This window comes from Streptomyces sp. NPDC053427 (assembly GCF_044544985.1).
Classification (GTDB): Bacteria; Actinomycetota; Actinomycetes; order Streptomycetales; family Streptomycetaceae; genus Streptomyces.
Map to the genome: position 1 here is coordinate 198,671 of NZ_JBITYA010000001.1, position 25,655 is coordinate 224,325.

Sequence of the window (25,655 nt, forward strand, 5' to 3'; positions counted from 1 at the left end):
GAGGCCTCGCGCCGGTGCCGGCCGCCCCCTCGGTCCCGTATGTCCGCGGGCCTCAGGAAGGCCTTACCGCCAGCCCGTCCAACGACGACAGCAGCCCCGGAAGTTCGGGCCCCCGGCCCACCGGATGCACCTCGCCGGGGTCCTCGTCCAGAAGCACGAACGCGATGTCGTCGGTCCGGGCGACGATGCTCCAGCCCGGCCCGTCCACTCGCAGCGTGCGCGCCTCGCCCGCCGCGAACGACGAACGCACCCGGCCGGGCGGCGGCGGCTGGGTCAGATACCCGCGCGCCTCCTCCAGCGCCCGCCGGACACCCTGATGCCGCCCCTCGCCCGGCTCGGCGAAGGCCTCCGCGTCGTCCACCTGCTCGCGCCACGCCGCCCACTGGAGCGCGATCTCGTCCGCGCCGAGCCGCCGCTGGGCGGGGCCCCACTCCCCGCCGTCAGGCGGGGAGAGCGGCGTCGGATCCCCGTCCTGCGGCTCCGGGTCGTGCGGCTCGGGCACTCCCGGCGCCGACACGGCGAGGGCGAGCGGCCAGCCGGGCAGCGCCCCGACGATGCTGTCCTCCCCGGGCGAGAGGTCGTATTCCATGCCGCAGTCCCAGGCCGCGATCGCACAGGCCACCAGCGACACATCCTCCGTCGCGACGGTCCAGCGCGCGCCGTTGCCGTCCTGCCCGAGGACCAGCCCGTAGCCCTCGGCATAGGGTTCGAGCCCGAGGCCGGCACACACTTCGGGGTAGTCGTCGCCTAGTACGCTCGGAAACTGCGCGGGCGTCAACAGCACCGCCGTCAGCACGAACAACTGGTCGTCGTCGGTGCTCTCGGTCGTGGGCACGCGGGGCCTCCCCATCCGATCCATCCGGGCTACATCGGCGCACCTTAATTGGCTGGGTAGGGGCTTGTCACCCGCCGTACGCTGCACACATGTGTTTCTACAGCAGCGGGACGCACTTCGTTTGCCTGGGCTGCCGGGTCGCGTTCAAGAGGCCGGCCACCTCGCGGGGACCGGGCAGCTGCCCGCAGTGCCGCGGCGAGCTGATCAACGCCGGTGCCGACCTGGAGGTCCCCAGGAAGCGCGACACCGCGGGCTGGCGCGCGCTGACGGCCGTACTGCGCTCCGGGCTGACCTTCCACGGCGGCTGCTGCGGTACGGGACCCGGATACCGCCCGCGCACCCCGCGCGAGGTCCGGGAGCGGCTGGCCCTCGCCGCGCGCACGGGGCTGCCCGTCGAGCAGGCGCTGGCCGTACCGGACCCCACGTCGACGGACCGCTACGGCGCCACCGGCGGGCCGAGCGGCTCGCGGGCGGCCACCAGCGGCGGCTGACGCTCCCGGGCCGGCGCGCTCACCACCCGGCGGGCCGGGGTATCCCGCGGAGGAATCCGGCCATTCCCACTCCCGCTGCGCCGCCCGCAACCCTCGTTGAAATGTGCTCGAAGCGCATAAAGTCGGAGCTTCGGGCACACGAAGGGACGGACACCAGGTGCGGCGCTACGACTGGCTGAAAGAGATCCGGCGGCTCGATCCGGAACGCGATTTCCTGCGGATCTACCGCATCACCGCGACCCATGAATTCCCCTGGGACCTCGCCAGGGCCCTGGAACTGGCGCTCTACCGCACCTATGCCGTGCCCAGCATCGGCCGATTACTGGCCGAGACCGCAGAACTGACGGACCGTACGCAAAAGCGCTACGACGACACCGCCCTCATCCTGGACGCCGTCCTGGAGCACGGCTTCGACGGCACGGACGGCCGGACGGCGATCCGCCGGATGAGCCAGATGCACCGCAGCTACGACATCAGCAACGACGACATGCGGTATGTCCTGTGCACGTTCGTTACGGTGCCCAAACGCTGGATCGACCAGTACGGCTGGCGCCGGCTGAGCGAGCACGAGACGCGCGCCATCGCGGCCTACTACCGCACTCTCGGGCGCCATATGGGGATCACCGACATCCCGGAGACCTTCGAGGATTTCGAGCGCTGCCTGGACGCCTACGAGGACGCGCACTTCGGCTGGGACGCGGGGGCCCGGCGGGTGTCGGACGCCACGTTGGACCTGATGGCCGGCTGGTACGGCCCGCTCGCCCCGGTGGTGCGCGGCGCGAGCATGGCCCTCCTGGACGACGCGCTGCTGGCCGCCTTCCGTTACGAGCGGCCCAGGCCGTCCGTCCGGAAGGCGGTCCGCGGCGCCCTCAAGCTGCGCGCCAGGGCCGTACGGCTGCTCCCGCCCCGCCGGAAGCCGCACTACGCCCGCCAGAACCCCGAGATCAGGGGCTATCCCAACGGGTTCCGGGTCGCCGAACTGGGCACCTTTCCCACCGCGCGAGGGACGGGCGGCTGTCCGGTCCCGCACGCGGAGGACACGCCTCCCCGGTGAGCGGCGTGGCACGTCACCCCCGGCGGACCGCGAGCGCCAGGTAGCGGGCGTCCTCGTCCACGTACTGGATGAGGTCCCAGCCGCTGCCCGCCAGGAGAGGCCGCAGATTCGGCTCCGCCCTGAGGTCGCCGGGGGTGAGCGGGCGGCCCTTGCGGGCGGCGAGCGCCGCGCGGCCGATGGGGTGGAAGAGGGCCAGCCGGCCACCCGGGCGTACGGCTCTGGCCAGTTCGGCGAGGCCGCCCGCCGAGTCCGGAAGGTGCGAGACGAGGCCGGCGGCGAAGACGGCGTCCAGTGCGGCGTCGGGCAGCGGAAGCCGGGTGACATCGGCGAGCAGCAGACCCGCGCAGCGGTCGCGGCCGGCCCGTACGGCCTCCCGCAGCATCTCCGGCGTGAGATCCGCGCCCAGCACCGTCCCGCGGGACCCCACGGCCGCCCGTAGCGCGGGCAGGGCGCGCCCCGTACCGCAGCCGGCGTCCAGGACCCGGTCGCCCTCCTGGAGGCCCAGCTCGGCGACGCCCGCGGCATAGGCGGGGCCGTCGTCGGGGAACTTGGTGTCCCAGTCCGCGGCACGGGGCCCGAAGAAGGCACGCACCTCGTGCGGCCGGTCGGCGTGGTGGTCGGTCATCGGTCTCCTTCGGGGGCGGAACGGTCGGCCAGAGGGGCGGTGACGGCGTACAAGGCGCCCGCGACGATCAACGCCACCACGACGCCGAGGTTCATGGCGCCCAGCGTGCCATGTGCGGCGGCGTCGCTGAGGAGGAAGCCCACGGCCTTGGCGAGGTGCGGATCGGCGGAGGTGATCAGGCCGAGGCCGACGGCGGTGGCCAGGGCGAGCGAGAGCACCGCGGGCCACCCCAGGGTCCGTGCGGACGCCAGGTCGAACCCCGTCCGGCGGCGGCGCCACTGCTCCACCAGGAAGACCGCCGTCCAGGCGGCCATCGCCACCCCGATGATCGACAGGAACGCCTGGAAGGTGGCGAAGAAGCTGGGCGAGACGAACAGTACGTACCAGCCGCCGCCGGCCATCAGCACACCGTCCACCAGGACCGCGAGGTGGCGCCGGATCGGGATGCCCAGGGCCAGCATCGACATGCCCGAGCTGTAGATGTCCATGATCGCCCCGGAGACGAAGCCCCCGATGGCGGTGAGCAGATACGGCACGAGGAACCAGGTCGGCAGCTCGGCGGCGAGGGCGCCCACCGGGTCGGCGGCCGCGGCCTCGGCCAGCTTGGGGTCGCCGGCGTTCAGCAGCACCCCGAACACCAGCAGCACCACAGGGGCCAGCACCCCGCCGAGGGTCGTCCAGGCGGTGATGCCCCGTCCACTGCTGGCCCGCGGCAGGTAACGGCTGTAGTCGGCGGCGCAGTTGACCCAGCCCAGCCCCAGCAGCGTCATCGCGAACACGATGCCCCCGATGAACGTACCGAGACCGCCGGGTGTGCCGCCGCGCAGCGCGGAGGGATCGATGCGGTCGGCCATCAGCACCATGTACACCGCGGTCATCAGGGTGATTGCCGCGGTCAGATACTTCTGCACCCTCATGATCAGCGCGTGCCCGAAGATCCCGACGACCACCACCGAAACTGCCGTCACACCGAAGCACAGCGCCTGTCCGGTCGTCGTCGGCGTCGTCCCGTCGGCCTGTGCGAAGGCACCGGGCGAGATACGCGCCAGGATGACGGCTCCGCCCAGAGAGGAGAGCGCGACCAGCACGGTCTCCCAGCCGACGTTGGAGACGTAACTGAACACCGTGGGCAGCTTGTTGCCCCGCAGTCCGAAGGCGCTCCGGCCGATGGCCATGGTGGGTGCGCCCGTACGCGCCCCGGCCACGGAGATCAGGCCGACCAGGAGGAACGACAGCACATAGCCGATGGCCCCGGTGGCGATCGCCTGCCAAGGGCTGAGCCCGAGGCCCATGAGGTAACTGCCGTACGCGATGCAGAGCAGGGACAGCCCGGACGCGGCCCAGGGCCAGAACAGGGACCGGGGCGTGCCGTGCCGTTCGGATTCCGGCACCGGATTGATGCCATTGCGCTCGACGGTTCCGGCCGAGGCCTGCGCACCGGCGCCGCCACCGTCCCGCCCCCGTGTCTGCTGCTGCGTCATGGGCTCATGATCCCCCACGGCGGGAACCGGAAGCGGGCGCCGGGCGTTCCGTGATCAGGACCGTCCACGAGAACCGTTCACGAGAACGCAGCGATCCGTCCGCGGCGAGCCGAACGCGACGACGGAAGCAACGACCGGAACCCATCGTTCCAAACGCAACGGCCCGAACTCCTAGCGGCTTTGTTGAAATTGAAGGTAATCGCGATCAGTCGGCGGTACGGTCCTCGCCATGGATTTCCGGACGGCACTCTGCCGCCGGGGGCTCCCCTCGTCGAGCCCTGCATCCGAACACCCCCGTGACGTGCGTGACCTGCATCCTGGAGGAGACGTCGATGAACGCTGCACGAGGGGCCCAGGAGGGCGCGACCCCGGGCTCCGACTCCGAACTCGGCCTGAAGATTTTAGTGGCGGGCGGCTTCGGAGTGGGCAAGACGACCCTGGTGGGTTCGGTCAGCGAAATCCGCCCGCTGCGCACCGAGGAGCGACTCACCGAAGCGGGTGAGACGGTGGACGACACCGGCTGTGTGGAGGGCAAGCGGACCACAACGGTGGCCATGGACTTCGGCCGCATCACCATCAGGCAGGGGCTGTCCCTCTACCTTTTCGGCACCCCGGGCCAAGACCGCTTCTGGTTCCTGTGGGACGACCTGTCGGACGGCGCGCTGGGCGCCGTGGTGCTGGCCGACACCCGCCGCCTGTCGGACTGCTTCCCGGCGGTGGACTACTTCGAGCGCCGCGCCATACCGTTCCTGGTCGCCGTCAACTGCTTTGCGCAGTCACGGTCCTACGGCGCCGACGAGGTGGCCCGCGCCCTCGACCTCGACCGCGGGACCCCGGTGGTGCTCTGCGACGCGCGGGATCGCGACTCAGGCAAGGAAGTCCTGATACGGCTGGTCGAACACGCCGGGCGGCGGCACACCGCCCGGCAGCTGAATTCGGTGGGATAGCCCCTTGGCCTGGTCGGCCTGGTCGGCCTGGTCGGCCCGGTCAGTCCGCGAGGTCCGCCAGGGCGACGGCCTTGTCGATCCGGACCCGCACGACGAGTTCGCCCGGCACGCCATTGCGGGCGCCGAACTCCTCCGCGCGGTCCTCACCCATGTAGCGCGCCGCGATCCGGGTCGCCCAGTGCCGTACATCGGTGAGATCCTCGCTGATCTCCGCCGTCCCCTGGATCACCACAAAGGAGAACGGCGGCCGTTCGTCGTCCACGCACAGCGAAACTCTGGTGTCACGGGCGAGATTGCGGCCCTTGACCGTCTCCTTCCCCGTGTTGAACACCAGCTCGTCGCCGTCCATGAGGAACCACACCGGCGCGATGTGCGGGCTGCCGTCGGCCCGTACGGTCGACAGCTTGCCGGTGCGGGTGCCCTCGGAAAGAAACTTCCGCCACTCGTCCTTGGTCATCTTGTGTGCCATGCCGACATCCTCCCGCCCGCCGCGATGCTGCACGAAGTGGCACGCCGGGCCGGGGACCCGCTTGCCCAGACGCCGGAGGTGGGACAGGCTGGCACGGCAGTCGCCCACTGACTGCGCACTGCCGTTCGGTCAAGGAACCGGACGGGGACACGGGGAGGAAGCGGCATGGCACTGAGCAGCGGACTCGACTGGCTGCTGGACGACCTGACCAAGCGGGTGGAGAGAGTACGGCACGCAATGGTGCTCTCCAACGACGGGCTGGTGACGGGAGCCAGCCAGGCGCTGGAAAAGGCGGACGCCGAACATCTGGCGGCGGTCGCCTCGGGATTGCACAGCCTCGCGAAGGGCTCCGGGCTGCACTTCCGGGCCGGGCGGGTGCGCCAGACCATGGTCGAATTCGATGAGGGGATGCTGTTCGTGACGGCGGCGGGCGACGGCAGTTGTCTGTGCGTGCTGGCCGGAGCCGACGCCGACATGGGGCAGATCGCCTACGAAATGACGCTGTTGGTCAATCGCGTGGGCGAGCATCTGGGCGTCGCGGTCCGCCAACCGGAAAGTTATCCACAGGCCTGAGGCGGGAGTTGACCGCCTGTCACAGCCCACCGCTACAGTCGTGACTGTCAGTAATCGACTGTGGTGCGGGGGAAGTGACATGACAGTGATGTGCGACGGGCAGCAGACATTCGCCGTGGGGCGAGCCGCCCAGGAACTGCAGCTGAGGAGCGGCGAGTTCGAGCTCGCCACCCAGCTCGGTGAAGTGCGGACGGTCCCGGCCGGGGCGGAGGACCGGCCGGGCACCGCCGGACCGCTCGGGCGGCGCCGGGTCCCGGCGCAGGAGATCGCCCGGCTCCAGGCAGAGCCCGGCTTCCCGGACGCGCTCCGCGAGCGCATCCGCACGGTCGGCACGAACGAGGCGGCCGAGCTGATGCGGATCGGCCCCGGACGCTTCCTACGCCTGACCCGAGCGGGCTGCTTCGGCCCGGTCAGGTTCTATGTGAACCGTTTCGGTGCGGTGGTCTGGCTCTATCTCGCCGCCGAGATCGCCGAATTCGCCGACCGTGAACCGGAGTTGCTCCAGGGCAACACCCCCGCCGCGATGCGGGTGGTCCTCGACGGCGGACAGGACTGGCGGCCACGGCAGTGGCGCGCCCGGCGGGTGGCGCGGCTCATGGGGCAGACGGACGACCCCTGGGAATCGGCGGCGGTGATCGCCGCCGTGCTGCCGCCGGAGGAACTGGCCTCGGTCGTCGAGGATCCCAGGGAGCGCTCGCTGCTCCGCCGGCTCAAGCCCGTCTTCGCGTCCGTGATCACGGCGACCGTCGCCGCCCGCGAGTCGTTCGAACGGGTTCTGACGGCCGAGGTGTTCGACGAGGTGATGTGGTACCGCGTCAATCTCACCAGGGCCCTCGAAGCCGCCCGCAAGGAAGACCCGGGGCGGCATCGGAGCCCAGTGCTACGGCAGTCCGTGACCGAGCGGAATCAGCCGCCGAGCTTTCGGAACAGCCCTTCCTGGGATGGTCGGACACTTCCTGCAGTGCCCTGAACAGTAGAGGAGTAGGGGCGACGGGCAGGTTTCTCACCCCGGGTGGCATGGGGGTGCCCGGCGTGTGGAGCGGGCGGACCCGGCGGCTTGTCACGCTCACCAGTTAATGCATATGGAGGCGGGCCCACGGCTCCACTCTCCAGCGTCTGACGTGGAGGTGAGTGCGCGATCCCGCCGGCTGGCTCCTCCCGCGCGCCCCGTTCCCTCCTCCGGGATGACGCACGGGAATTGAGTCGTGGTCTCGTAGCTCAGTGGCAGAAGCGTCCGATTGTCGATCGGGATGCGTCGGTTAAATTTCGGCCGGGACCGCAAAGGCCACCTGTTGAGGTTCTCCGGCCGTTCCGCTAGGCCCTTTCGATAGTGCATTCCTCGTAGGTGATGGTCACTTTTTCGGTGGCCGGGCTGGTGCTGCTGGCGTCCAGATCCGCGCCCTGGAGTTGGCTAGCCCACGCATTGGTGAGGTGGTAGCGGATCACCGGCTTCTTGTTGACGTCGTACTGGACGATGGTGACGTTCTGGCGGGCGGAATCGATATCCTTCTTTTCAAGGGATGTATTGATCCAGTCCGTGAACGCCCGGCTCTTGTCCATGCCGCGAGTGACCGTGATTTCGCCCGACTGCGGGGATGCAGCGGGCTGTTTGCGGATGACAGGTTCGCCGCTGGCGCTGACCTGGCGAGTCTCGACTACTTCCCATTGTTCCGTGGGTGCACTGACACTCTGCACAGTTTCGACCTGGAAGTTACCCAGCGCGACGCTGAACAGGTTGGAGGGGTACACGTCACCGGTAGCCATGCCATTACTCCCTAGCGGGTAGTTGGGTGTGACTCGCGGGGTCTTCGAGTCGCGCTGTGGCTGCCCAGACCCATGCATGCATATCCGTCCCGCCACTCGGAAGAGTGAATCGAAAGGGCGTCCCCTCCCGGAGGTGACCGTGCCCTGCAAATCCCGCCCCTCGTGCAGCGTCCCTAAGGGCTGTCCCGTAATCCCTGGTGGATCAGTGCACGGCGTCAGATGCACTCCGCTTCGCTCCGTCTCGGCTCTTCATTCGTCCCCCGGAAGCCGAGCTGCATCGCAAGGCGGAGGGACGTCCGGATACTGGGCGTATCCGGACGTTCCGACAACGCGGCGTGGGGGTACCTCCCAGCGTTAGCTGGGGGAGTGCCGTAGCTGTCGTCGTGCGCCCGCCAGGGATTACGGGACAGCCCTTAGGTGCTCTGCGCTGACCGCGGGCGGGTGTTGTGCGCGCCACCGGCGCGAGGCCGAGCGACGAGGAAAGGTGTGTCCTTGTCCTGGACAGGTAGTAACCGACGGTCCAGGTTCCCCGGCAACTGGCCCGTACTGCGTCTGTCGGTGCCGAAGCGGGACGGGTTCCAGTGCGTGGCCCTGCTGCGGGACACAGGAGCGCGGTGCACGGCACCGGCCACGGACGTGGACCACGTCGTCCCGGGTGACGATCACGACCTGGCGAACCTTCAGGCGCTGTGCCGTTGGCATCACGCGCGGAAGTCCAGCGCGGAGGGCGCGGCGGCTCGCCGGAGGCGGGTGTCCGGGCGGAGGCCGGAGGGGCGGCATCCGGGACAGTTGGGTTGAGCGATCACGCTACGTCGCGTGCCGGCCGTGTGGCATGACGGGGGAACGTCCACCGGGTTGTCCCGGTGGACGTCTGCGACCGGCTTGGCCTCAGAGCTTCACAATGTGCTCAGCCTGCGGTCCCTTTGCTCCTTGCCCGATGTTGAATTCGACTTTGTCGCCCTCATCGAGTTGCCTGAAGCCGTTCGACTGAATCTCGCTGTAGTGGGCGTAGATGTCCGGTCCACCGCCCTCAATCGCGATGTACCCGTATCCCTTCTCCGGGTTGAAGGACTTCACTGTGCCTTTAGGCATGGCGGCATGTCTCCCTGCGGGGTGGCGCTCAAGCGCATTCTGAGATGGCGCTCGAAGGTTTCCCCGTTGAGGCGGTGGCAGTGCGAGAGTCACCCGAAAGGGTAGGCGCCATGGAATACCTACTGGTCCGAGGGGTAGCGGAGAACGACACATGCTTGGCACCCGGACGACGCGGACAGGCATGACCAGCGGAAAGCCATCGTGGACAAGCCCCACCGGCCGATCCGGTCGGCCGGATTGCGGCTCATCATCTGGTCGATGAGTTTAGCCAAGGGGCCGGATACGTTAGTCGTCAAGCGGCCGTGTGGATCTATCGCCCATTGGGGCGGCGTGCTGCACGGTCACGCTGATGGCCGGGTACGTCGCTGATGTTCACCGCCAGACTACTCGGAACCACCCAGCGAAGGAGACGCAATCATGCTCAAAGGCAAGCTCGTCGAGTGGCGCCCGGGGCCAGGCTCAGGCGACATCTACGATGGAAAAGAGGAGAGATGGCTGCTTTACACAGAGAATGTCGATCCCGACTACTTCCCGTCGTCGGGAGACAATGTTCTCTTCGAAGCACACCCAGAGCACGGGTTCCCCATCGCGGTCAAGGTGCGGAAGGCTGAGTAGCTAGGCCAGTTCTTTCGGCTGATCTGACGGCCACGGAAAGCGCCCTCGGCGGCCAGCTCTTCGAGGTACCGGCGCCCTGTCCGGTCGGACAACCACCAGGCCCGGGAGCGTATCCGCCTGACCGGCCCTGCCTTCGACCACGGACAGCTCCGCCGGCCGTGATGGAGCGTCCACCACGTCCGCCTCCATGACCGCGCTGGCGTCCTCCACCTCCTGGCCGCTCGCCGTGCCCGTGTCCGCGAACGTCGGCTTCTGGGCGGGCACGCCGAGGCCGTATCGGCGGAATCCGCGGTGGCCACCACCGGCTTCCCTGTGGCCACCGTGTAGGCCCTGGCCACCCTGTGCATGAGGTGCGTGACCACGACCGGCGGCACGGCGGGCACAGCGGCCACCGGAAAAGCGGATGACCCGGCGAACCCGGCCGCCATCAAATGGGCTGTCACCTGAGCGGCCAGAGCAAGGGAACCGGCGCCCCCACGATGGCCGTTCCCCGTCCGTGGGCTCCCTTCGGACGGGAATCCACGGACATGGTCGCTACGGCCGCGTAGACGGATACGCACACCGGCATGAGCCACGCGGCCCACGGCGACCAACCGGCCAGACCGCATGTGCCTTGAGATGTTCCAGAGTTGCCAGATCCCGGGTGTGGCAGTGCTCGCAAAGCCATGCCTGCCGCCCGACGTGCACGAACGGGCCGTCTTCGTCTGCGCAGGCCCAACACGTGATCATGCCGCCACCTCCTGGACGGAGCGGAGCGACTGGCGCGCGGCACGGAAAGCGGCCGAGCCCGCCATCGCACCCTCCCACGCCGGGGACGGGCCCACGCCGGAGCACTTGCTACAGATCCCGGCCTCCTGGCAACGCGGCAACGGCGCGGAGCAGTCGGCGCACTCCGGGAGCGGGGCAGCGGGAGCGGCAGCGGCACGGCGGGTACGGGGCGCGGGGAGCTTCCGCGTCAGCCGGTCCCGGAGGATCGCGGCGGCGGCGGAGTGCACGACGGCCGGGAGACCCACCCGGTGGACTCCCGCCTGGTCTGGGCACCGCCGAAACGCTGACGCTGGCTCCGCTGGCCGCTGAGTGGCTGGAGCGTGGGACGTCGGAGCTGGAGGTCCGTACGCGATGAGGAGAGTCATAGACGAACGTCTCCGTCCGGACTCGCCCCGTCTCCGGATCGTGGATGGTCCGGCGGAAGGAGTACCCGGCGTCCTCCAACTCCTGGACAGCCTTGGATACATCCCGGCGCCCACGCCAGGGTCGCGGTCCGCGAGGGTGCGCACGTCTTCCTTGGCGCCGTCGGGGAGGGAGAGCAGGTGAACGAGGATGCCGCGCGCCGTGCAGGACAGGTCCCGGTGTCGGGCGGCGGAATTCGGGACGATCGCGAAGTCCCGGGCGTGGGGGTGCGATGAACGCGCGCTGGGAGGGTTCAGCTCCTGGTGTCCGTAGACCCTGGGAGCGTTGCACCGCACCCGGGGTCTTTCAGGCGGTCACTCCGGGAGTGGCGTCCTTGTCGGTCCCGTCCATGTGACTGGGACCATAAGGACGTAGAAGCCCTTCCTGGACGACCGAGACCAGCAGCCTGCCCTCGCGGTCGTAGATCCGTCCGCGGGCCAGGCCCCGGCCGCCGGTGGCGATCGGGGACTCCTGGTCGTAGAGGAACCACTCGTCCGCGCGGAACGTACGGTGGAACCACATCGCATGGTCGAGCGAGGCCATGTCGAAGCCCCGGGGCCCCCACAGCGGCTCGATCGGGATGCGGACGGCGTCCAGCAGCGTCATATCGCTGGCATAGGTCAGCGCGCAGGTGTGCACCAGCGGATCGTCGCCCAACGGCCCCACCGCGCGCATCCACACCGCACTGCGCGGCTCCGCATTCTCGATCTCGTCCGGCGTCCAGCGCAGCCGGTCGACATACCGGATGTCGAACGGCTGCCTGCGGGCCATCCGCTCCAGGCTCTCGGGCAGACCTCCCAGGTGCGCGCGGACCTCGTCCGTGACCGTGGGCAGGTCCTCCGGGTCGGGCACCTCCCGGCGCATCGGCAACTGATGATCGAAGCCGGGTTCCGGCTCATGAAAGGAGGCGGTCAGATTGAAGATCGTGCGTCCCTGCTGGACGGCGACAACCCGGCGGGTGGTGAAGGACCGCCCGTCGCGGACCCGCTCGACCTGGTACACGATCGGCACTCCGGGCCGGCCCGGCCGCAGAAAGTACGCGTGCAGCGAGTGGACCGGGCGGTTGCCTTCCGCCGTCCGTCCCGCCGCCACCAGCGCCTGGCCCGCGACCTGTCCGCCGAAGACCCGCTGGAGGCTTTCCTGCGGACTCCGGCCACGGAAGATGTTCACCTCGATCTGCTCGAGATCCAGCAGATCCACCAGCCTCTCGGCGGGATTGGTCATGACCGGCGGCCCTCCGTCGCATCCCTCGACGGCCTCGGTCGAAGCCGTCTCCTCACAGCTGTCCCACTTCGGTGACGCGCACCACCGCACGCCCCTCCTCGTCGGAGGCGGCCAGATCCACCTCCGCGGAGATGCCCCAGTCGTGGTCACCATTCGGGTCGGCGAAAGTCTGCCGCACCTTCCACAGCCCGTGTGCGGCATCCTCCTCGATTCCCAGCAGCTTCGGGCCGCGCGCGTCCGGGCCGGTGCCCAGGTCGTCGTATTCGTCCCAGTAGGCGTCCATCGCCTCGCCCCAGGCATCCGCGTCCCAGCCGGAGTCGGCATCCATCTCGCCGAGTTCCTCGACCTTGTCCAGCGCCGCCAGTTCCACCCGGCGGAACATCGCATTGCGCACCAGCACCCGGAAGGCACGCGCATTGGCCGTGACGGGCCGGACCTGATCCGCCCGCTCCTGCGCCTGCTCCGCCGTCTCCTCCTCGGGATTGGCGAGCTGCTCCCACTCATCCAGCAGACTGGAGTCGACCTGCCGCACCATCTCGCCCAGCCAGGCGATGATGTCCTGGAAATCCTCGGACTTCAGATCGTCCGGCACGGTGTGATCCAGCGCCTTGAACGCACTCGCCAAGTAGCGCAGCACGATCCCCTCGGTGCGCGCCAGCTCGTAGAACGAGGTGAACTCCGTGAAGGTCATCGCGCGTTCGTACATGTCCCGGATGACCGACTTCGGCGACAGCGGATGGTCGCCCACCCAGGGGTGACTCCTGCGGTACAGGCCGTAGGCGTGGGAGAGCAACTCGTCGAGCGGCTTGGGGTACTCGACGTCCATGAGCCGCTCCATGCGGTCCTCGTACTCGACGCCGTCGGCCTTCATCTGGGCGACCGCCTCGCCACGGGCCTTGTTCTGCTGCGCGGCCAGGATCTGCCGGGGGTCGTCCAGCGTGGATTCCACGACCGAGACCATGTCCAGCGCGTAGGACGGCGACTCGGGGTCGAGAAGATCGAACGCGGCGAGCGCGAAGGTGGACAGCGGCTGGTTGAGCGCGAAGTCCTGCTGAAGATCGACGGTCAGCCGGACGATCCGGCCCTCCGCGTCCGGCTCCGCGAGCCGCTCCACGATCCCGCCGTCCAGCAGCGACCGGTAGATCGCGATGGCACGACGGATGTGCCGCAGCTGGTTCCGGCGCGGCTCGTGATTGTCCTCCAGCAGCTGACGCATCGCCTCGAAAGCATTGCCCGGTCGCGCGATCACCGACAGCAGCATCGCGTGCGTGACCCGGAAACGGCTGGTCAGCGGCTCGGGATCGGAGGCAATGAGCTTCTCGAAGGTGTTCTCGCCCCAGTTGACGAAGCCCTCCGGCGCCTTCTTGCGTACGACCTTGCGGCGCTTCTTCGGGTCGTCGCCCGCCTTCGCCAGCGCCTTCTCGTTCTCCACGACGTGCTCGGGCGCCTGCGCGACCACGAACCCCGCCGTATCGAACCCGGCCCGGCCGGCGCGGCCGGCGATCTGATGGAACTCCCGGGCCCGCAGCGTCCGCACCCGGGTCCCGTCGTACTTCGTCAGCGCGGTGAACAGCACGGTGCGAATGGGCACATTGACCCCGACGCCCAGCGTGTCCGTACCGCAGATGACCTTCAGCAGACCCGCCTGGGCCAGCTTCTCCACGAGCCGGCGGTACTTCGGCAGCATGCCGGCGTGATGCACCCCGATGCCGTGCCGTACGTAGCGCGACAGGTTCTGCCCGAACTTGGTGGTGAACCGGAAGTTCCCGATGAGCTGGGCGATCTCGTCCTTCTCGGCACGCGTACACATGTTGATGCTCATCAGCGCCTGCGCCCGTTCCACGGCGGCGGCCTGCGTGAAGTGCACGATGTAGACGGGCGACTGGCGGGTCTCCAGCAGCTCGGTGAGCGTCTCCGTCATCGGTGTGCTGCGGTATTCGTACGACAGCGGCACGGGCCGGGTCGCGGAGCGCACCACCGACGTCGGCTTGCCGGTGCGCCGGGTCAGATCCTCCTCGAACCGCGACATGTCGCCGAGCGTCGCGGACATCAGGATGAACTGCGCCTGAGGCAGTTCCAGCAGCGGAATCTGCCAGGCCCAGCCGCGGTCCGCCTCGGCATAGAAGTGGAACTCGTCCATCACGACCTGGCCGATGTCGGCGTGCTTGCCGTCGCGCAAGGCGATGGAGGCGAGCACCTCGGCGGTGCAGCAGATGACCGGCGCATCGGAGTTGACCGAAGCGTCGCCGGTCAGCATCCCGACGTTCTCGGTGCCGAACAGCTTGCACAGATCGAAGAACTTCTCCGACACCAGTGCCTTGATGGGCGCGGTGTAGAAGGTGACCTGGTCATTGGCGAGAGCGGTGAAGTGCGCGCCGGCCGCCACCAGGCTCTTCCCGGAGCCGGTGGGGGTGGAGAGGATGACGTTCGCACCCGAGACCACCTCGATCAGCGCCTCCTCCTGGGCAGGGTAGAGCGCGATGCCCTGCTGCTCGGCCCAGCTCGAAAAGGCTTCGAAGAGGGCATCGGGGTCGGCGTCGTTCGGCAGATGATCGATGAGGGTCACGCCCCCATACTGCCTGCCTCCGGCCCGGATCAGGGAACCGGCCGCACATATGAAGATCATGTGGCCGTCGCCGTGGCCTCCCGAACGGGGGCGGCGACCGGCCCGCGGCGCCTGAGCTGCGGCGATGCGGCCCGCGGGAGAGCCGGGGGCCTGCCCGGCGCGGGGCAGGTCTCCGCCTGGGGGCGGGGGAGTGTCGACGACGTCGGGCCGGAAGGGGCGGGAGGCGAGGGTAGCGCTCCGTATTCCCCGGTGTGCGTATCGCGATCGATATGTGCGCCGCCAAGGCCGCCCCCTGTACGGAGGAGACACGGCAGACCACCGCCCAATGCCTTCTACGATGGATTGCGCCGGTGGGTATCTGCCGACTGCAAGGGGTCGGCCCAAGGGATTTCGCGCGGATATCGCGCGGATCATCGGAGCATTTCCGGCTACAAAATCATTACGACCCCACTGCGAAACGCCTGCAGAACGCCTGCAAACCGACTACCGGCATGCGTGACGTTCCTTGCGACGGCCCCCCACCTCGCGGCCGGCGCAAAGGGAATCGCCGGTGGGGGACGGTGCGCGGCGGACGTGGCGCCCCGTTTCCGCGGCCCGGGGGTGGTTTCCCGGTCCTCCGGCTGCTCGGCTTAACGTAAGGCGCTGCAAACGAAGCCCAGGAGAGTCATGACCATCGAGCAGTCCACCTTCGGCGGGCGGATGCCTGCGAGAGCCGGCGACCTGGCGGTCGAACGGCACGGTATCGAGCCCGTGCCGGAAAGTAACCGCTACGGAAAACCCGGTCGGCTCTTTACGGTGTGGTTTGCGCCCAATCTCACCATGAGCGGGATTTTTACCGGCACCGTCGGTATTTCCCTGGGGCTGGACTTCTGGACCGCGCTCATCGCGATGGTGCTCGGCACGGTCATCGGCGCGCTGCCGGCCGCCTACCTGTGCACGTGGGGCAGCCAGACCGGCACCGGCCAGCTGCCGCTGTCGCGACTGGCCTTCGGCCGCGGCGTGGCGCTCCCCGGCATCATGCAGTGGCTCTCCTCCATCGCCTGGGACGCGCTCATCGGTCTGTTCGGCGGCGAGGCGCTGGCCCAGCTGCTGGGTTGGCCGTTCTGGCTGGGGGCGCTGGTCGTACTGCTGCTGCAAGGCGCCGTCGGCGTCTTCGGCTATGAGGTCCTGCATCAGCTTCAGACCTGGATGACCTTTGTCCTGGGCGCCGCCTTCGTGGTGCTCAGCGTCAAGCTGCTGTCCGGTGTGCCGCTTCCCGTATCGGGCTCCGCGCACGGTGCCGACCGCGTCGGGGCCTTCGTCCTGACCAGCACCATCGCGCTGAGCCTGGCGATCTCGTGGGCGCCGTACGCCTCCGACTTCAGCCGCTACCTGCCCCGTACGACCTCGCGGCCCCGGATGTTCTGGTTCTCCGTGCTCGGCATGGTGCTCTCCTTCGCCTGGGTCCAGACGCTGGGGCTGTGGGGCGCCGAGCTGTTCGCCGACCAAACCGCCGCCGGTGTCCACGGCCTCCTGGGCGGCGGCGCCCTCGCCGCCTTCGGGCTGCTGGCCATCGCGGCGGCGGCGGTGTGCAGCAACGCCATGAACGACTACAGCGGCTCCCTGGCCCTCCAAGCGGCCGGCGTACGGATTCCTCGGCCCCTCGCCGCCGGGGCGGCCGCCGTGCTCGGCTTTCTGCTGGTCCTGTGGATGCACTCGGCGGACACCACGGCACGCTTTCAGAATGTGCTGCTGTTCGTGGGCTACTGGATACCCGGCTTCGTCGGTGTGGTGATCGTCGATGCCTGGCAGCGGGCCAAGGCCAGAGGCGGTGCGCCGATCGACGTTGCGGCCGAGTTCGCGCGCCCCCAGCCGTGGTGGCCCGCGGCCGTCGCCTTCGTGGCCGCGTTCGCCGCCGCCGTGCCTTTCATGGACACCACCCTCTTCGTCGGCCCGATAGCCGCCGCGCTGCATGGCGCGGACTTCGCCTACTACGTCGCCTTCGCGGTCGCCGTGGCCGTCTATGCGCCCCTGCGGCGGATAGCCGGGACACGTGCGGCCAAGGCGCCCGAGGCGGCCGGAACCGCGGCTGCGTAGCGCGCGGCGGCGAGGGACCTGGGCGACGGACCGCGGCGACGCACCGCGGCGACGGGCCGCGGCGATGGACCGTTCGGAGGGGATACCGAATCGGTGTGCGGGCGGAGGTACCCGCCGAGGGTAAGGGTGAGGCGTCCTTTGCCGCCCTCGACAAGGAGCCGCGCCCGTGCCTCGTCTCTGCAACGATCCGCTGTTCCAGTCGTTCACCGAGCGGGCGCTCGCCCTGAGCACCCGCGGGGGTGCGGAGTACGGAGAGTGCGAGAAGACGGTGGGGCGGATCGTCCCGGGGGACGTCGCCGGCTGGCACCGGGAATGGTCGGCCACCGCCGCCATGGTGGAGTCCTGGGCGCGCGAGAGCGATGAGCGGGGCCGCCGGGTGAGCGCCCGCGAGGCGTACCACCGGGCGAGCACCTACTACCGCGTCTCCTACCTCCCGCTGTTCGGCGCCCCGGTCTCCCCGCTGCTGGTCGAGGCGTTCGACCACGAGAGCCGCTGCTTCGACCGCTTCGCGGAGCTTGCGGACCACCCCATGCGGCCCTTGGAGATCCCCTTCGAGGGCGGCACCCTGCCCGGCTATCTGTGCGTGCCGGAGGACGGGGGCATGCGCCGGCCGACGCTCATCGGCGTCAACGGCTATGACTCCAACATCCACGAGATGTACTGGTCGCACGCCGTTCCCGCGGTGCGCCGCGGCTACGCCTGCCTGCTCGTCGACGGCCCGGGCCAGGGACGGTCCCTGATCAAGGACGGCCTGACGCTGCGCCCGGAGTGGGACACGGTGCTGCGTCCCGTCGTCGATCACGCCCTGAAGCTGCCGGAGATCGACGCCGCCCGCATCGCGGTCATGGGCTGGAGCTTCGGCGGCTGTCTGGCACCGCGCGGGGTCAGCGGCGAGCCGCGGATCGCGGCCCTGATCGCCGATCCCGGGCATTGGGACCCGGCCGCCTTCGCCGGTTGGCTGCCGTTGCCGCCGGACCTCAAGGAACGACTGCCCGATGTGGACCCGGCGGAACTGGATCCGTACCTCGCCGGGGTCGCCGACGATCCGACCTTGAACTGGAAGCTGGTCCAGTGCGGGCTGTGGGTGCACGGCCTGGGTTCGCTCGGCGAGTACGTGGTGGAGATGCGGCGCTACCGGCTCGCGGATGTGGTGGCGTCCATCGCCTGCCCCACCCTCGTCGCGGCCGCCGAGAACGATCCGACGTCGGCGCAGGCGGAGCAGCTGTACGAGGCGCTGAAGTGCCCCAAGAAGCTGGTGCGCTTCACAGCTGAGGAGGGATCGGCCGGGCACTGCGAGAGCTGGAACCGCTCGCGATTCGACCAGCGGGTGTTCGACTGGCTCGACGACGTGCTGGGCGTGTGAAGCCGCACCCGCGCGACCTGCGGAGATCTTCTGACGCTACGCTGAGTCGCCGAGCCGACCAGGCGTCAAGAGCCGGGCGGCGGAAGCGGGTCGGGAGCGCCTTCGACGGGTGAGAGCCGACGCAACAGCCGATACAACAAGGGTGGGGGAACGACCATGATGGGACCGGCGCACTCGCTGTCCGGGGCCGCGGCCTGGCTGGGGGTGGGGGCGGCGGCCGATGCCACCGGGCATCCGATGCCCTGGCCGGTGCTGTTGTGCGGAGCACTGATCTGCGCCGGTGCGGCGCTCGCCCCCGACCTCGACCACAAGTCCGCCACCATCTCCCGCGCCTTCGGCCCCCTCTCGCGGATCCTCTGCGAGGTGGTCGACAGCATCTCGCACGCGGTCTACAAGGCCACCAAGATGCGCGGCGACTCCAATCGCAACGGCGGGCACCGCACCCTCACCCACACCTGGGTGTGGGCCGTCCTGGTCGGCGGTGGCATGTCGCTGCTGGCGATGACGGGCGGCCGGTGGGCGGTCCTCGGCATCCTCTTCGTCCACATGGTCCTCGCCATCGAGGGCCTGCTGTGGCGGGCGGCGCGGGTCTCCAGCGACGTACTGGTGTGGCTGCTGGGCGCGGCCGCGGCCTGGATCCTGGGCGGCATTCTCGACCAGCCCGGCAACGGCGCGAACTGGCTGTTCGCCGAGCCGGGCCAGGAGTACCTCTGGCTGGGCCTGCCCGTCGTGCTCGGCGCGCTGGTCCATGACATCGGTGACGCGCTGACCGTCTCCGGCTGCCCCGTCCTGTGGCCCATCCCGATAGGCCGCAAGCGCTGGTATCCGCTCGGCCCGCCCAAGGGCATGCGCTTCAAGGCGGGCAGCTGGGTGGAGCTCAAGGTGCTGATGCCGGTCTTCATGGTGCTGGGCGGCATCGGTGGCCTGGGAGCCCTCGGCTACATCTGACCGACGCGCGCCGCGGCCCGGGCCTGCGGCGCGCTACAGGCCCGACGGGACGGCGGCGCGCCCCCATCCCGTCGGGCCTGTAGCGCGCGGCGGGTGCGGCAGGCCCGGCGAACACCGCGGCGGCGACGATCACCACGGCGACGGTCACCCGTGCCAGGACCGCCACAGCGCCGCATACGCCCCCTCCGCGGCGACCAGCTCATGGTGACTGCCCAGCTCGCTGATCCGGCCCTCCTCGACGACCGCGATCAGATCCGCGTCATGCGCGGTGTGCAGCCGGTGCGCGATGGCCACCACCGTACGGCCGTCCAGCACCTTGCCCAGTGAGCGTTCCAGGTGGCGGGCCGCTCGCGGATCCAGCAGCGACGTCGCCTCGTCCAGCACCAGGGTGTGCGGGTCGGCGAGCACCAGCCGGGCCAGCGCGATCTGCTGGGCCTGCGCCGGGGTGAGCGGATGGCCGCCGGAGCCGACCTCGGTGTCCAGCCCCTCGTCCAGCGCAGTCGCCCAGTCCTCGGCGTCCACCGCGCCCAGCGCCGACCAGAGTTCGGCATCGGCCGCATCCGTGCAGGCGAGCAGCAGATTGTCGCGGAGCGAGCCCACGAAGACGTGATGCTCCTGGTTCACCAGGGCCACATGGGCGCGGACGCGTTCGGCGGGCATGTCGGACAGCGCGGCGCCGCCCAGGGTGACGGTGCCCGTACGCGGCGCGTAGATGCCCGCCAGCAGCCGGCCCAGCGTCGACTTGCCCGCGCCGGAGGGGCCGACCAGGGCCAGCCGGCTGCCGGGGCGGACCTGGAGCGAGACCTCGTGCAGCACATCGACCCCCGCGCGGTAGCCGAAGCGCACCGCGTCGGCGCGGACGTCCCGGCCGTCGGGCGTCACCCGCTCGTCCGCCGCCTCCGGCTCGATCTCCCGCACGCCCACCAGCCGGGCGATGGACACCTGGGCCACCTGCAGCTCGTCGTACCACCGCAGGATCATGCCGATCGGCTCGATCATCATCTGCGCCAGCAGCGCACCCGTCGTCAGCTGACCGGGCGTCAGCCATCCCTCCATGACGAAGGCGCCGCCGAGCAGCAGCACCGAGCCGAGGATCAGCACATGCGTCACATTGATGACGGGAAAGAGCACCGACCGCAGGTACAACGTGTACCGCTCCCATTGCGTCCATTCCCGGATCCGGCGCTCCGACTGGGCGATTCGGCGGGGGCCCAGTCGGTGTGCCTCGATGGTGCGTCCCGCGTCCACGGTCTCGGTGAGCGCGGCGGAGACGGCGGCGTATCCGGCGGCCTCGGAACGATAGGCGCTCGGCGCGCGTGTGAAGTACCAGCGGCAGCCGACGATGAGAAGGGGCAGCGCTATGAGGACGGACAGCGCGAGCGGCGGCGCCGTCACGGTGAGCCCGCCGATCAGCAGCGCGATCCACACCACGCCGATGGACAGCTGCGGGACGGCCTCCCGCATCGCCTCCGCCAGCCGGTCGATGTCCGTGGTGATACGGGACAGCAGATCACCGGTGCCGGCCCGTTCCAGGACGCTCGGCGGCAGCGCCACGGACCGTACGAGAAAGTCCTCGCGCAGATCGGCCAGCATCTGCTCGCCGAGCATCGCCCCGCGCAGCCGTACGGTCCGTACGAACAGGGTCTGTGCAACCAGCGCGAGGGCGAACAGCGCGACGGTGCGGGTGAGTTGGATATCCCGGTGACCTGCGGAGAGGTCCTCGACCAGCCCGCCGAGCAGATACGGGCCGACCATCGAGGCGATGACTGCGGCGGCGTTGACGCCGACCAGCAGGGCGAAGGCCCGCCGGTGACGGCGGATCAGGCCGGTCACGTACCCGCGCACGGTGGCCGGGGAGCCGACCGGCAGGGTCGTGGTGGTCTGCGGGGCGTCCGGATCGTGCTCCGGTGGCGCCAGGCCGATCATGCGGTCTCCTCGAGCTGCGCGGGGGCGTGTTCGGGTGGGGTGAGTGCCGGGCGGGCCGGGGCGTCGTCGGTCTCGCGGGTGACGACGGCGCGGTAGTCGGGGTGGGTGCGCAGCAGTTCGCGGTGGGTGGCGGTGGCGGCGACCTTGCCGGCCGGGAGGAAGACCACGTCGTCGGCACGGTCCAGCAGCAGGGGGCTGGAGGTGAGGACCACCGTCGTGCGGCCGGTCCGGATCTCGCGGAGACCGTCGGCGATCCGCGCCTCGGTATGCGAGTCGACGGCGCTGGTCGGCTCGTCCAGCACCAGGACCACGGGGTCGGCGACGAGCGACCGGGCAAGGGCGAGCCGCTGGCGCTGGCCGCCGGACAGCGACCGGCCGCGTTCGGTGATCCGGGTGTGCATCGGGTCCCCGGAGTCGTCGACGGACGCTTGCGCCAGCGCGGTCAGCACATCGCCGCACTGCGCCGCGGCGAGCGCCCGTGCCGTGCCCACCTGCCCGGAGGCCGGTACGTCGAGGAGGTCCCCGAGGGTGCCGGAGAGCAGGACGGGGTCCTTGTCCTGGACGAGGACGGCCGTACGGGCGGCATCGCGCGGGAGATCGTCGAGCGGGGTGCCGCCAAGGAGGACGGACGGCAGGGGGTCCGCATCCTCGTCCGGATCAGGGGGGTGCCCGCCGAGGCGTTCGGCGAGTCGGCCCGCGGCGTCGGGGTCGCCGCAGACCACCGCGGTCAGCCGGCCGGCCCCAACGGTCAGGCCGCTGACGGGGTCGTGCAGATCGCCGTCGGGGATGCCGCGGCCGACGCCCCCCTTGCCCTCGGCGGGCCGGGTCAGCGCCAGTACCCGCGCCGCACGCTTCGCCGACGGCTTGGAGAAGGAGTAGGCCATCGCGATCTCTTCGAAGTGCCGCAGGGGATAGAGCAGGAAGGCGACCGCGCTGTAGATGGTGACGAGCTCGCCGACGGCGATCCGGCCGTCGAGGGCGAGCCGGACGCCGTACCAGACCACCGCGATCAGCAGCAGGCCCGGGAGCGCGACCTGTACGGCCGAGATCAGGGACCACATCCGGGCGCTGCGCACGGCGGCCTTGCGCACCTCCTGAGAGGCACTGCGGTAGCGGCCGAGGAAGAGCTCCTCGCCGCCGATGCCGCGCAGTACGCGCAGCCCGGCGACGGTGTCGGACGCCAGCTCGGTCGCCTTGCCCGCCATCTCGCGCTGGGCGTCGGCGCGGCGGGTGGCGGGCGGCAGCAGCGGCAGTACGGCAAGCGCCAGTACGGGTACGCCAAGGGCCACCACGACGCCGAGGGTGGGCTGATAGACCACCAGGGCGACGCAGACGCCGACCGACGTCAGTGCCGCGGCCCCGAACCGGGAGATCGCCTCGACGAACCAGCCGATCTTTTCCAGGTCACCGGTGCTGACGGCGACGATCTCACCGGCCGCCACCCGCCGGGTCATGGCCGAGCCGAGCTCGGTGGTCTTGCGGGCGAGCAGTTGCTGCACCCGGGCGACGGAGGTGATCCAGTTGGTGACCGCCGAGCGGTGCAGCATGACGTCGCCGAGGGAGACCAGTACTCCCAGGAGCACCATGAGGCCGCCGGCCAGGACCAGTTGGCCGCCGTCGCGGTCCACCACGGCCTGTACGGCGGTGCCCACCGGAAGCGGGAACGAGGCCACCGCGCCGGTGTGCACCAGGCCCCAGAAAAGGGCCTTGGCCTGCCCGCCGAGCTGCTGTTGGTAGAGCCACAGGAGAAATCTGCCGCCCGTACGGACGTCGGGGACGCCCGGGTCGGGGTGCGGAAGGTCGCGAATGTGCATGATGTCCAAGACGTGTCGTGGGCGGACGTTCGGGCCGGCGGAAAGCGGTGCGGCGGGCGGGAACGCGTGGGGGGAGGGGAGCCGGAGCGGAAGATGGAAGGTTGGCGCGCCGGGCGCGCCGATTTCAAACGGTTTTCCGTCGCCGACGTGGGTATCGGGCCAATCGTGTGGGACGCGTACGCAACGGGCGGGTGCTGGAGGTTCGTCAGCCTTCCGGTGCGACGATGTGGCCATGCGAATTGCGGGCAGTGCGATGAGGGCGGCGGCCGTGGCCGCGGGTCTGGTGCTTGTGGCGGGCTGTGGTGGCGCCGCGAGAGGCGGAGGCGGCAAGGATGACGGCGCGGGGAAGGGCGAGCGGCCCGGCGGCCCGGCGCGTGGCGCGTCGGCGACCACGCACCTCAAGAACATCCCCGAGGTGGGCAGCGCCCTGCAGTCGCGGATCCCGGCCGATTCCCGGCAGGTCGTAGCGGTCTACGGGGAGGACACGGACTCCGCCGAATCCACTGTCGTGCTCTATGAGAAGGGCGCCAGGGGCTGGGACCGCAAGGCGATGTGGGCCGCGCACAACGGCCGCAACGGCTGGACGCTGAACCACCATGAAGGCGACAAGCGCAGCCCCGTCGGCGTGTTCACGCTGACCGACGCGGGCGGTGTCCTCGCGGATCCGGGTGCCCGTCTGCCGTACACGCACTCGCCGGGGTTCACTCCGCCGTCGTACTGGGACAAGGGCACCCGGCACGACTTCGACTACGTCGTCGCCATCAACTACAACCGCGTCAAGGGCACCTCTCCGCTGGACCCGACGCGCCCCCAGGGGCAGGCCAAGGGTGGCGGGATCTGGATGCACTTGGACCACGGAAGCGGGACCTCCGGTTGCGTCAGCATCCCCAAGGCCGCGATGACGGAGCTGCTGCGCGCCCTCGACCCGGCGCGGCACCCCGTTGTGGTGATGGGAGACAAGGCGCATCTCTCCGCCTGAGCGCATCTCTCCGCCTGAGCGCATCTCTCCGCCTGAGCGCCCTCCTCGACGCTGAATACGCAGATTGCGGGGCGAAGTGTGCCTGGGCCTGTTCGGTGGATCAGGCCCGGGCGGGAGAGTCGGGCGACCGGGGCTTGGATCAAGCTCCAAGATTTACCGGGAAGTTGCACGGGCCTCTTTCGTAGGGAAGGACGGACCGCCATAGTGACGGATCGCGGAAGTCCACTTCCGCATGACAGAACCCGTCCAGGTAGGAGTGCCCGTGCCGCACGCCAACGGAACCCTCATACGCCGCGCCGGCCGACTGCTGCGCACCAGCCTGTTCGCGCAGGTACTCATCGCCCTGGTCCTCGGTGTCCTCGTCGGACGCCTGTGGCCCGGGGCGGGCTCGTCGCTCCAGCCGCTCGGCGACGGCTTCGTCCGGCTGATCAAGGCGATGATCGCCCCGCTGGTCTTCTGCGTCGTCGTCGCCGGCATCACCAAGGCCGGCGATCTCAAGGCCTTCGGACGGATCGGGGTCAAGGCCCTGATCTGGTTCGAGGTCGCCACCAGCATCGCGCTGGTCGTCGGCCTCTTCGCCGGCAATGTCTTCGCGCCCGGCGCCGGCATGCATGTCGACCCCGCGTCCCTCGACAAGGGCGCGGTCGACGCCAAGACGGGCGGCGGACAGCTGCGCTCGGCCGCCCAGTTCGTGCTGGAGTCGCTGCCGAACAGCGCGGTCGGGGCGTTCGCCGAGAACGCGCTGCTCCAGGTCCTGGTCCTGGCCTGCCTGGTGGGCGCGGCGCTGCTGCACCTCGGACAGCAGAAGGTGCCGGCGATCCTGCCGGTGATCGAGCAGGCCCAGGACGTCGTGTTCACCATCGTCGGCTACATCATGAAGCTCGCCCCGCTCGCGGTCTTCGGTGCCACCGCCCATCTCGTCGGGGAGTACGGGCTGGGCGCGATGTCGACGTACGGCAAGCTGATCGCGGTCTGCTACGGCGTCGCGCTGGCCTTCCTCGTCCTGCTCGGGCTCGCGCTCAAGGCCGTCACCGGGCTGAGCCTGTGGAAGTTCGTCCGCTACACCCGCGAGGAACTGCTCCTCGCGCTCGGCACCGGATCCAGCGAAACCGTGATGCCGCGGATGATGCAGAAGCTTCGGGCCGCCGGCTGCCGGGACGATGCGGTGGGCCTGGTACTGCCGACCGGCTACTCCTTCAACCTCGACGGCGCCTCGATCTACCTCTCCATCGGCACGCTCTTCATCGCGCAGGCCATCGGCGTCGATCTCTCGCTCGGCCAGCAGATCACCGTTGTCCTGGTGCTGATGCTCACCAGCAAGGGCATGGCGGGCGTGCCGGGTTCGGCGTTCCTCGCGCTGTCCGCGACCGCCTCCGCGCTGGGCGTCATCCCGGCCGCCGCGGTCGCCCTGCTGCTCGGCGTCGACCGGATCATGGACTCCATGCGGGTGGCGACCAATCTGCTCGGCAACTGTGTCGCGGTGTTCGCGGTGTCCCGCTGGGAGGGGGCGCTGGACCGGGTGACGGCGAAGAAGGTCCTGAACGGCGAGCCGCCGGCGGAAGCACCGGCGGATGCGGGGACGCGGAAGGCGGAGAGCGCGGCCGAGCCGGACGGTGCGGCCGTCACCACCGGCGAGAAATGAC

At 69.9% G+C, this 25,655-nt stretch carries 21 protein-coding genes and 1 tRNA gene; 12 read left to right on the forward strand and 10 right to left on the reverse strand.

The window, feature by feature from the left end:
* Positions 1-52 precede the first annotated feature (52 nt).
* On the reverse strand, positions 53-835 hold the full coding sequence (locus ACIGWZ_RS00740; RefSeq protein ID WP_400059346.1) for a hypothetical protein: 783 nt from the start codon (positions 833-835) through the stop codon (positions 53-55).
* A gap of 89 nt (positions 836-924) precedes the next feature.
* Here ACIGWZ_RS00740 and ACIGWZ_RS00745 point away from each other — a divergent pair, with 89 nt between their 5' ends.
* Both ACIGWZ_RS00745 and ACIGWZ_RS00750 read left to right on the forward strand, forming a co-directional pair.
* Positions 925-1,326: a hypothetical protein gene (locus ACIGWZ_RS00745; protein WP_400059347.1), complete on the forward strand. Its 402-nt coding sequence runs from the start codon at positions 925-927 to the stop codon at positions 1,324-1,326.
* A gap of 157 nt (positions 1,327-1,483) precedes the next feature.
* Positions 1,484-2,380, forward strand: a complete 897-nt coding sequence (locus tag ACIGWZ_RS00750; RefSeq protein ID WP_400059349.1) for an oxygenase MpaB family protein — start codon at positions 1,484-1,486, stop codon at positions 2,378-2,380.
* A 13-nt stretch (positions 2,381-2,393) separates the two neighbouring features.
* Here ACIGWZ_RS00750 and ACIGWZ_RS00755 read toward each other — a convergent pair whose 3' ends face one another.
* Together ACIGWZ_RS00755 and ACIGWZ_RS00760 are read right to left on the reverse strand one after the other, a co-directional pair.
* Entirely contained in the window at positions 2,394-3,005 is a 612-nt protein-coding gene (locus ACIGWZ_RS00755; RefSeq protein ID WP_400059351.1) for a class I SAM-dependent methyltransferase, read from the reverse strand.
* On the reverse strand, positions 3,002-4,486 hold the full coding sequence (locus ACIGWZ_RS00760) for a purine-cytosine permease family protein (protein ID WP_400059353.1): 1,485 nt from the start codon (positions 4,484-4,486) through the stop codon (positions 3,002-3,004). The genes ACIGWZ_RS00755 and ACIGWZ_RS00760 overlap by 4 nt, the downstream gene beginning before the upstream one ends.
* Before the next feature lie 332 nt (positions 4,487-4,818).
* Between ACIGWZ_RS00760 and ACIGWZ_RS00765 the strand changes: the two genes are divergently transcribed.
* Complete coding sequence (locus tag ACIGWZ_RS00765; protein ID WP_400059355.1) at positions 4,819-5,433, forward strand: GTP-binding protein; 615 nt, start codon at positions 4,819-4,821, stop codon at positions 5,431-5,433.
* A 40-nt stretch (positions 5,434-5,473) separates the two neighbouring features.
* On the opposite strand, the gene ACIGWZ_RS00770 is transcribed toward ACIGWZ_RS00765, so the two are convergent.
* Positions 5,474-5,902 carry a PPOX class F420-dependent oxidoreductase gene (locus tag ACIGWZ_RS00770; RefSeq protein ID WP_400059357.1) on the reverse strand — a complete coding sequence of 143 codons (429 nt, stop codon included), beginning with the start codon at positions 5,900-5,902 and terminating at the stop codon, positions 5,474-5,476.
* A 165-nt stretch (positions 5,903-6,067) separates the two neighbouring features.
* Between ACIGWZ_RS00770 and ACIGWZ_RS00775 the strand changes: the two genes are divergently transcribed.
* The 3 genes from ACIGWZ_RS00775 (at position 6,068) to ACIGWZ_RS00785 (ending at position 7,754) form a co-directional block, all read left to right on the forward strand.
* Positions 6,068-6,475 (forward strand): roadblock/LC7 domain-containing protein, encoded by a 408-nt coding sequence (locus tag ACIGWZ_RS00775; protein ID WP_400059359.1) that lies wholly within the window; start codon positions 6,068-6,070, stop codon positions 6,473-6,475.
* Positions 6,476-6,554: 79 nt separating this feature from the next.
* Complete coding sequence (locus ACIGWZ_RS00780) at positions 6,555-7,445, forward strand: DUF6397 family protein (protein WP_400059361.1); 891 nt, start codon at positions 6,555-6,557, stop codon at positions 7,443-7,445.
* A 237-nt stretch (positions 7,446-7,682) separates the two neighbouring features.
* Positions 7,683-7,754, forward strand: a tRNA-Asp gene (locus tag ACIGWZ_RS00785).
* Positions 7,755-7,789: 35 nt separating this feature from the next.
* On the opposite strand, the gene ACIGWZ_RS00790 is transcribed toward ACIGWZ_RS00785, so the two are convergent.
* Together ACIGWZ_RS00790 and ACIGWZ_RS00795 are read right to left on the reverse strand one after the other, a co-directional pair.
* Entirely contained in the window at positions 7,790-8,239 is a 450-nt protein-coding gene (locus tag ACIGWZ_RS00790; protein WP_400059363.1) for a phage tail protein, read from the reverse strand.
* 888 nt (positions 8,240-9,127) lie between these two features.
* Complete coding sequence (locus ACIGWZ_RS00795; RefSeq protein ID WP_400059365.1) at positions 9,128-9,331, reverse strand: cold-shock protein; 204 nt, start codon at positions 9,329-9,331, stop codon at positions 9,128-9,130.
* 417 nt (positions 9,332-9,748) lie between these two features.
* Between ACIGWZ_RS00795 and ACIGWZ_RS00800 the strand changes: the two genes are divergently transcribed.
* Positions 9,749-9,946, forward strand: a complete 198-nt coding sequence (locus tag ACIGWZ_RS00800; RefSeq protein ID WP_400059367.1) for a hypothetical protein — start codon at positions 9,749-9,751, stop codon at positions 9,944-9,946.
* 1,476 nt (positions 9,947-11,422) lie between these two features.
* Here the strand turns inward: ACIGWZ_RS00800 and ACIGWZ_RS00805 are convergent.
* Complete coding sequence (locus ACIGWZ_RS00805; RefSeq protein ID WP_400059369.1) at positions 11,423-12,340, reverse strand: acyl-CoA thioesterase; 918 nt, start codon at positions 12,338-12,340, stop codon at positions 11,423-11,425.
* 52 nt (positions 12,341-12,392) lie between these two features.
* Positions 12,393-14,906, reverse strand: a complete 2,514-nt coding sequence (locus tag ACIGWZ_RS00810) for a DEAD/DEAH box helicase (protein WP_400059372.1) — start codon at positions 14,904-14,906, stop codon at positions 12,393-12,395.
* A gap of 666 nt (positions 14,907-15,572) precedes the next feature.
* Between ACIGWZ_RS00810 and ACIGWZ_RS00815 the strand changes: the two genes are divergently transcribed.
* The 3 genes from ACIGWZ_RS00815 (at position 15,573) to ACIGWZ_RS00825 (ending at position 19,293) form a co-directional block, all read left to right on the forward strand.
* A complete protein-coding gene (locus ACIGWZ_RS00815) occupies positions 15,573-16,982 on the forward strand; it encodes a purine-cytosine permease family protein (protein ID WP_400059374.1) in 1,410 nt (469 codons plus the stop codon).
* A gap of 166 nt (positions 16,983-17,148) precedes the next feature.
* Positions 17,149-18,345, forward strand: a complete 1,197-nt coding sequence (locus tag ACIGWZ_RS00820; RefSeq protein WP_400059376.1) for an alpha/beta hydrolase family protein — start codon at positions 17,149-17,151, stop codon at positions 18,343-18,345.
* Positions 18,346-18,501: 156 nt separating this feature from the next.
* Positions 18,502-19,293, forward strand: coding sequence for a metal-dependent hydrolase (locus ACIGWZ_RS00825; protein ID WP_400059378.1), 792 nt, complete (start codon positions 18,502-18,504; stop codon positions 19,291-19,293).
* 144 nt (positions 19,294-19,437) lie between these two features.
* Here the strand turns inward: ACIGWZ_RS00825 and ACIGWZ_RS00830 are convergent, their stop codons facing one another.
* Together ACIGWZ_RS00830 and ACIGWZ_RS00835 are read right to left on the reverse strand one after the other, a co-directional pair.
* Positions 19,438-21,219, reverse strand: coding sequence for an ABC transporter ATP-binding protein (locus tag ACIGWZ_RS00830; RefSeq protein ID WP_400059381.1), 1,782 nt, complete (start codon positions 21,217-21,219; stop codon positions 19,438-19,440).
* Positions 21,216-23,033, reverse strand: coding sequence for an ABC transporter transmembrane domain-containing protein (locus tag ACIGWZ_RS00835; RefSeq protein ID WP_400059383.1), 1,818 nt, complete (start codon positions 23,031-23,033; stop codon positions 21,216-21,218). Before ACIGWZ_RS00835 ends, ACIGWZ_RS00830 begins: the two co-directional genes overlap by 4 nt.
* Positions 23,034-23,265: 232 nt before the next feature.
* Between ACIGWZ_RS00835 and ACIGWZ_RS00840 the strand changes: the two genes are divergently transcribed.
* Positions 23,266-24,012 carry a L,D-transpeptidase family protein gene (locus tag ACIGWZ_RS00840; RefSeq protein WP_400059385.1) on the forward strand — a complete coding sequence of 249 codons (747 nt, stop codon included), beginning with the start codon at positions 23,266-23,268 and terminating at the stop codon, positions 24,010-24,012.
* A gap of 262 nt (positions 24,013-24,274) precedes the next feature.
* Positions 24,275-25,654: a cation:dicarboxylate symporter family transporter gene (locus ACIGWZ_RS00845; RefSeq protein WP_400059387.1), complete on the forward strand. Its 1,380-nt coding sequence runs from the start codon at positions 24,275-24,277 to the stop codon at positions 25,652-25,654.
* Position 25,655 lies beyond the last annotated feature (1 nt).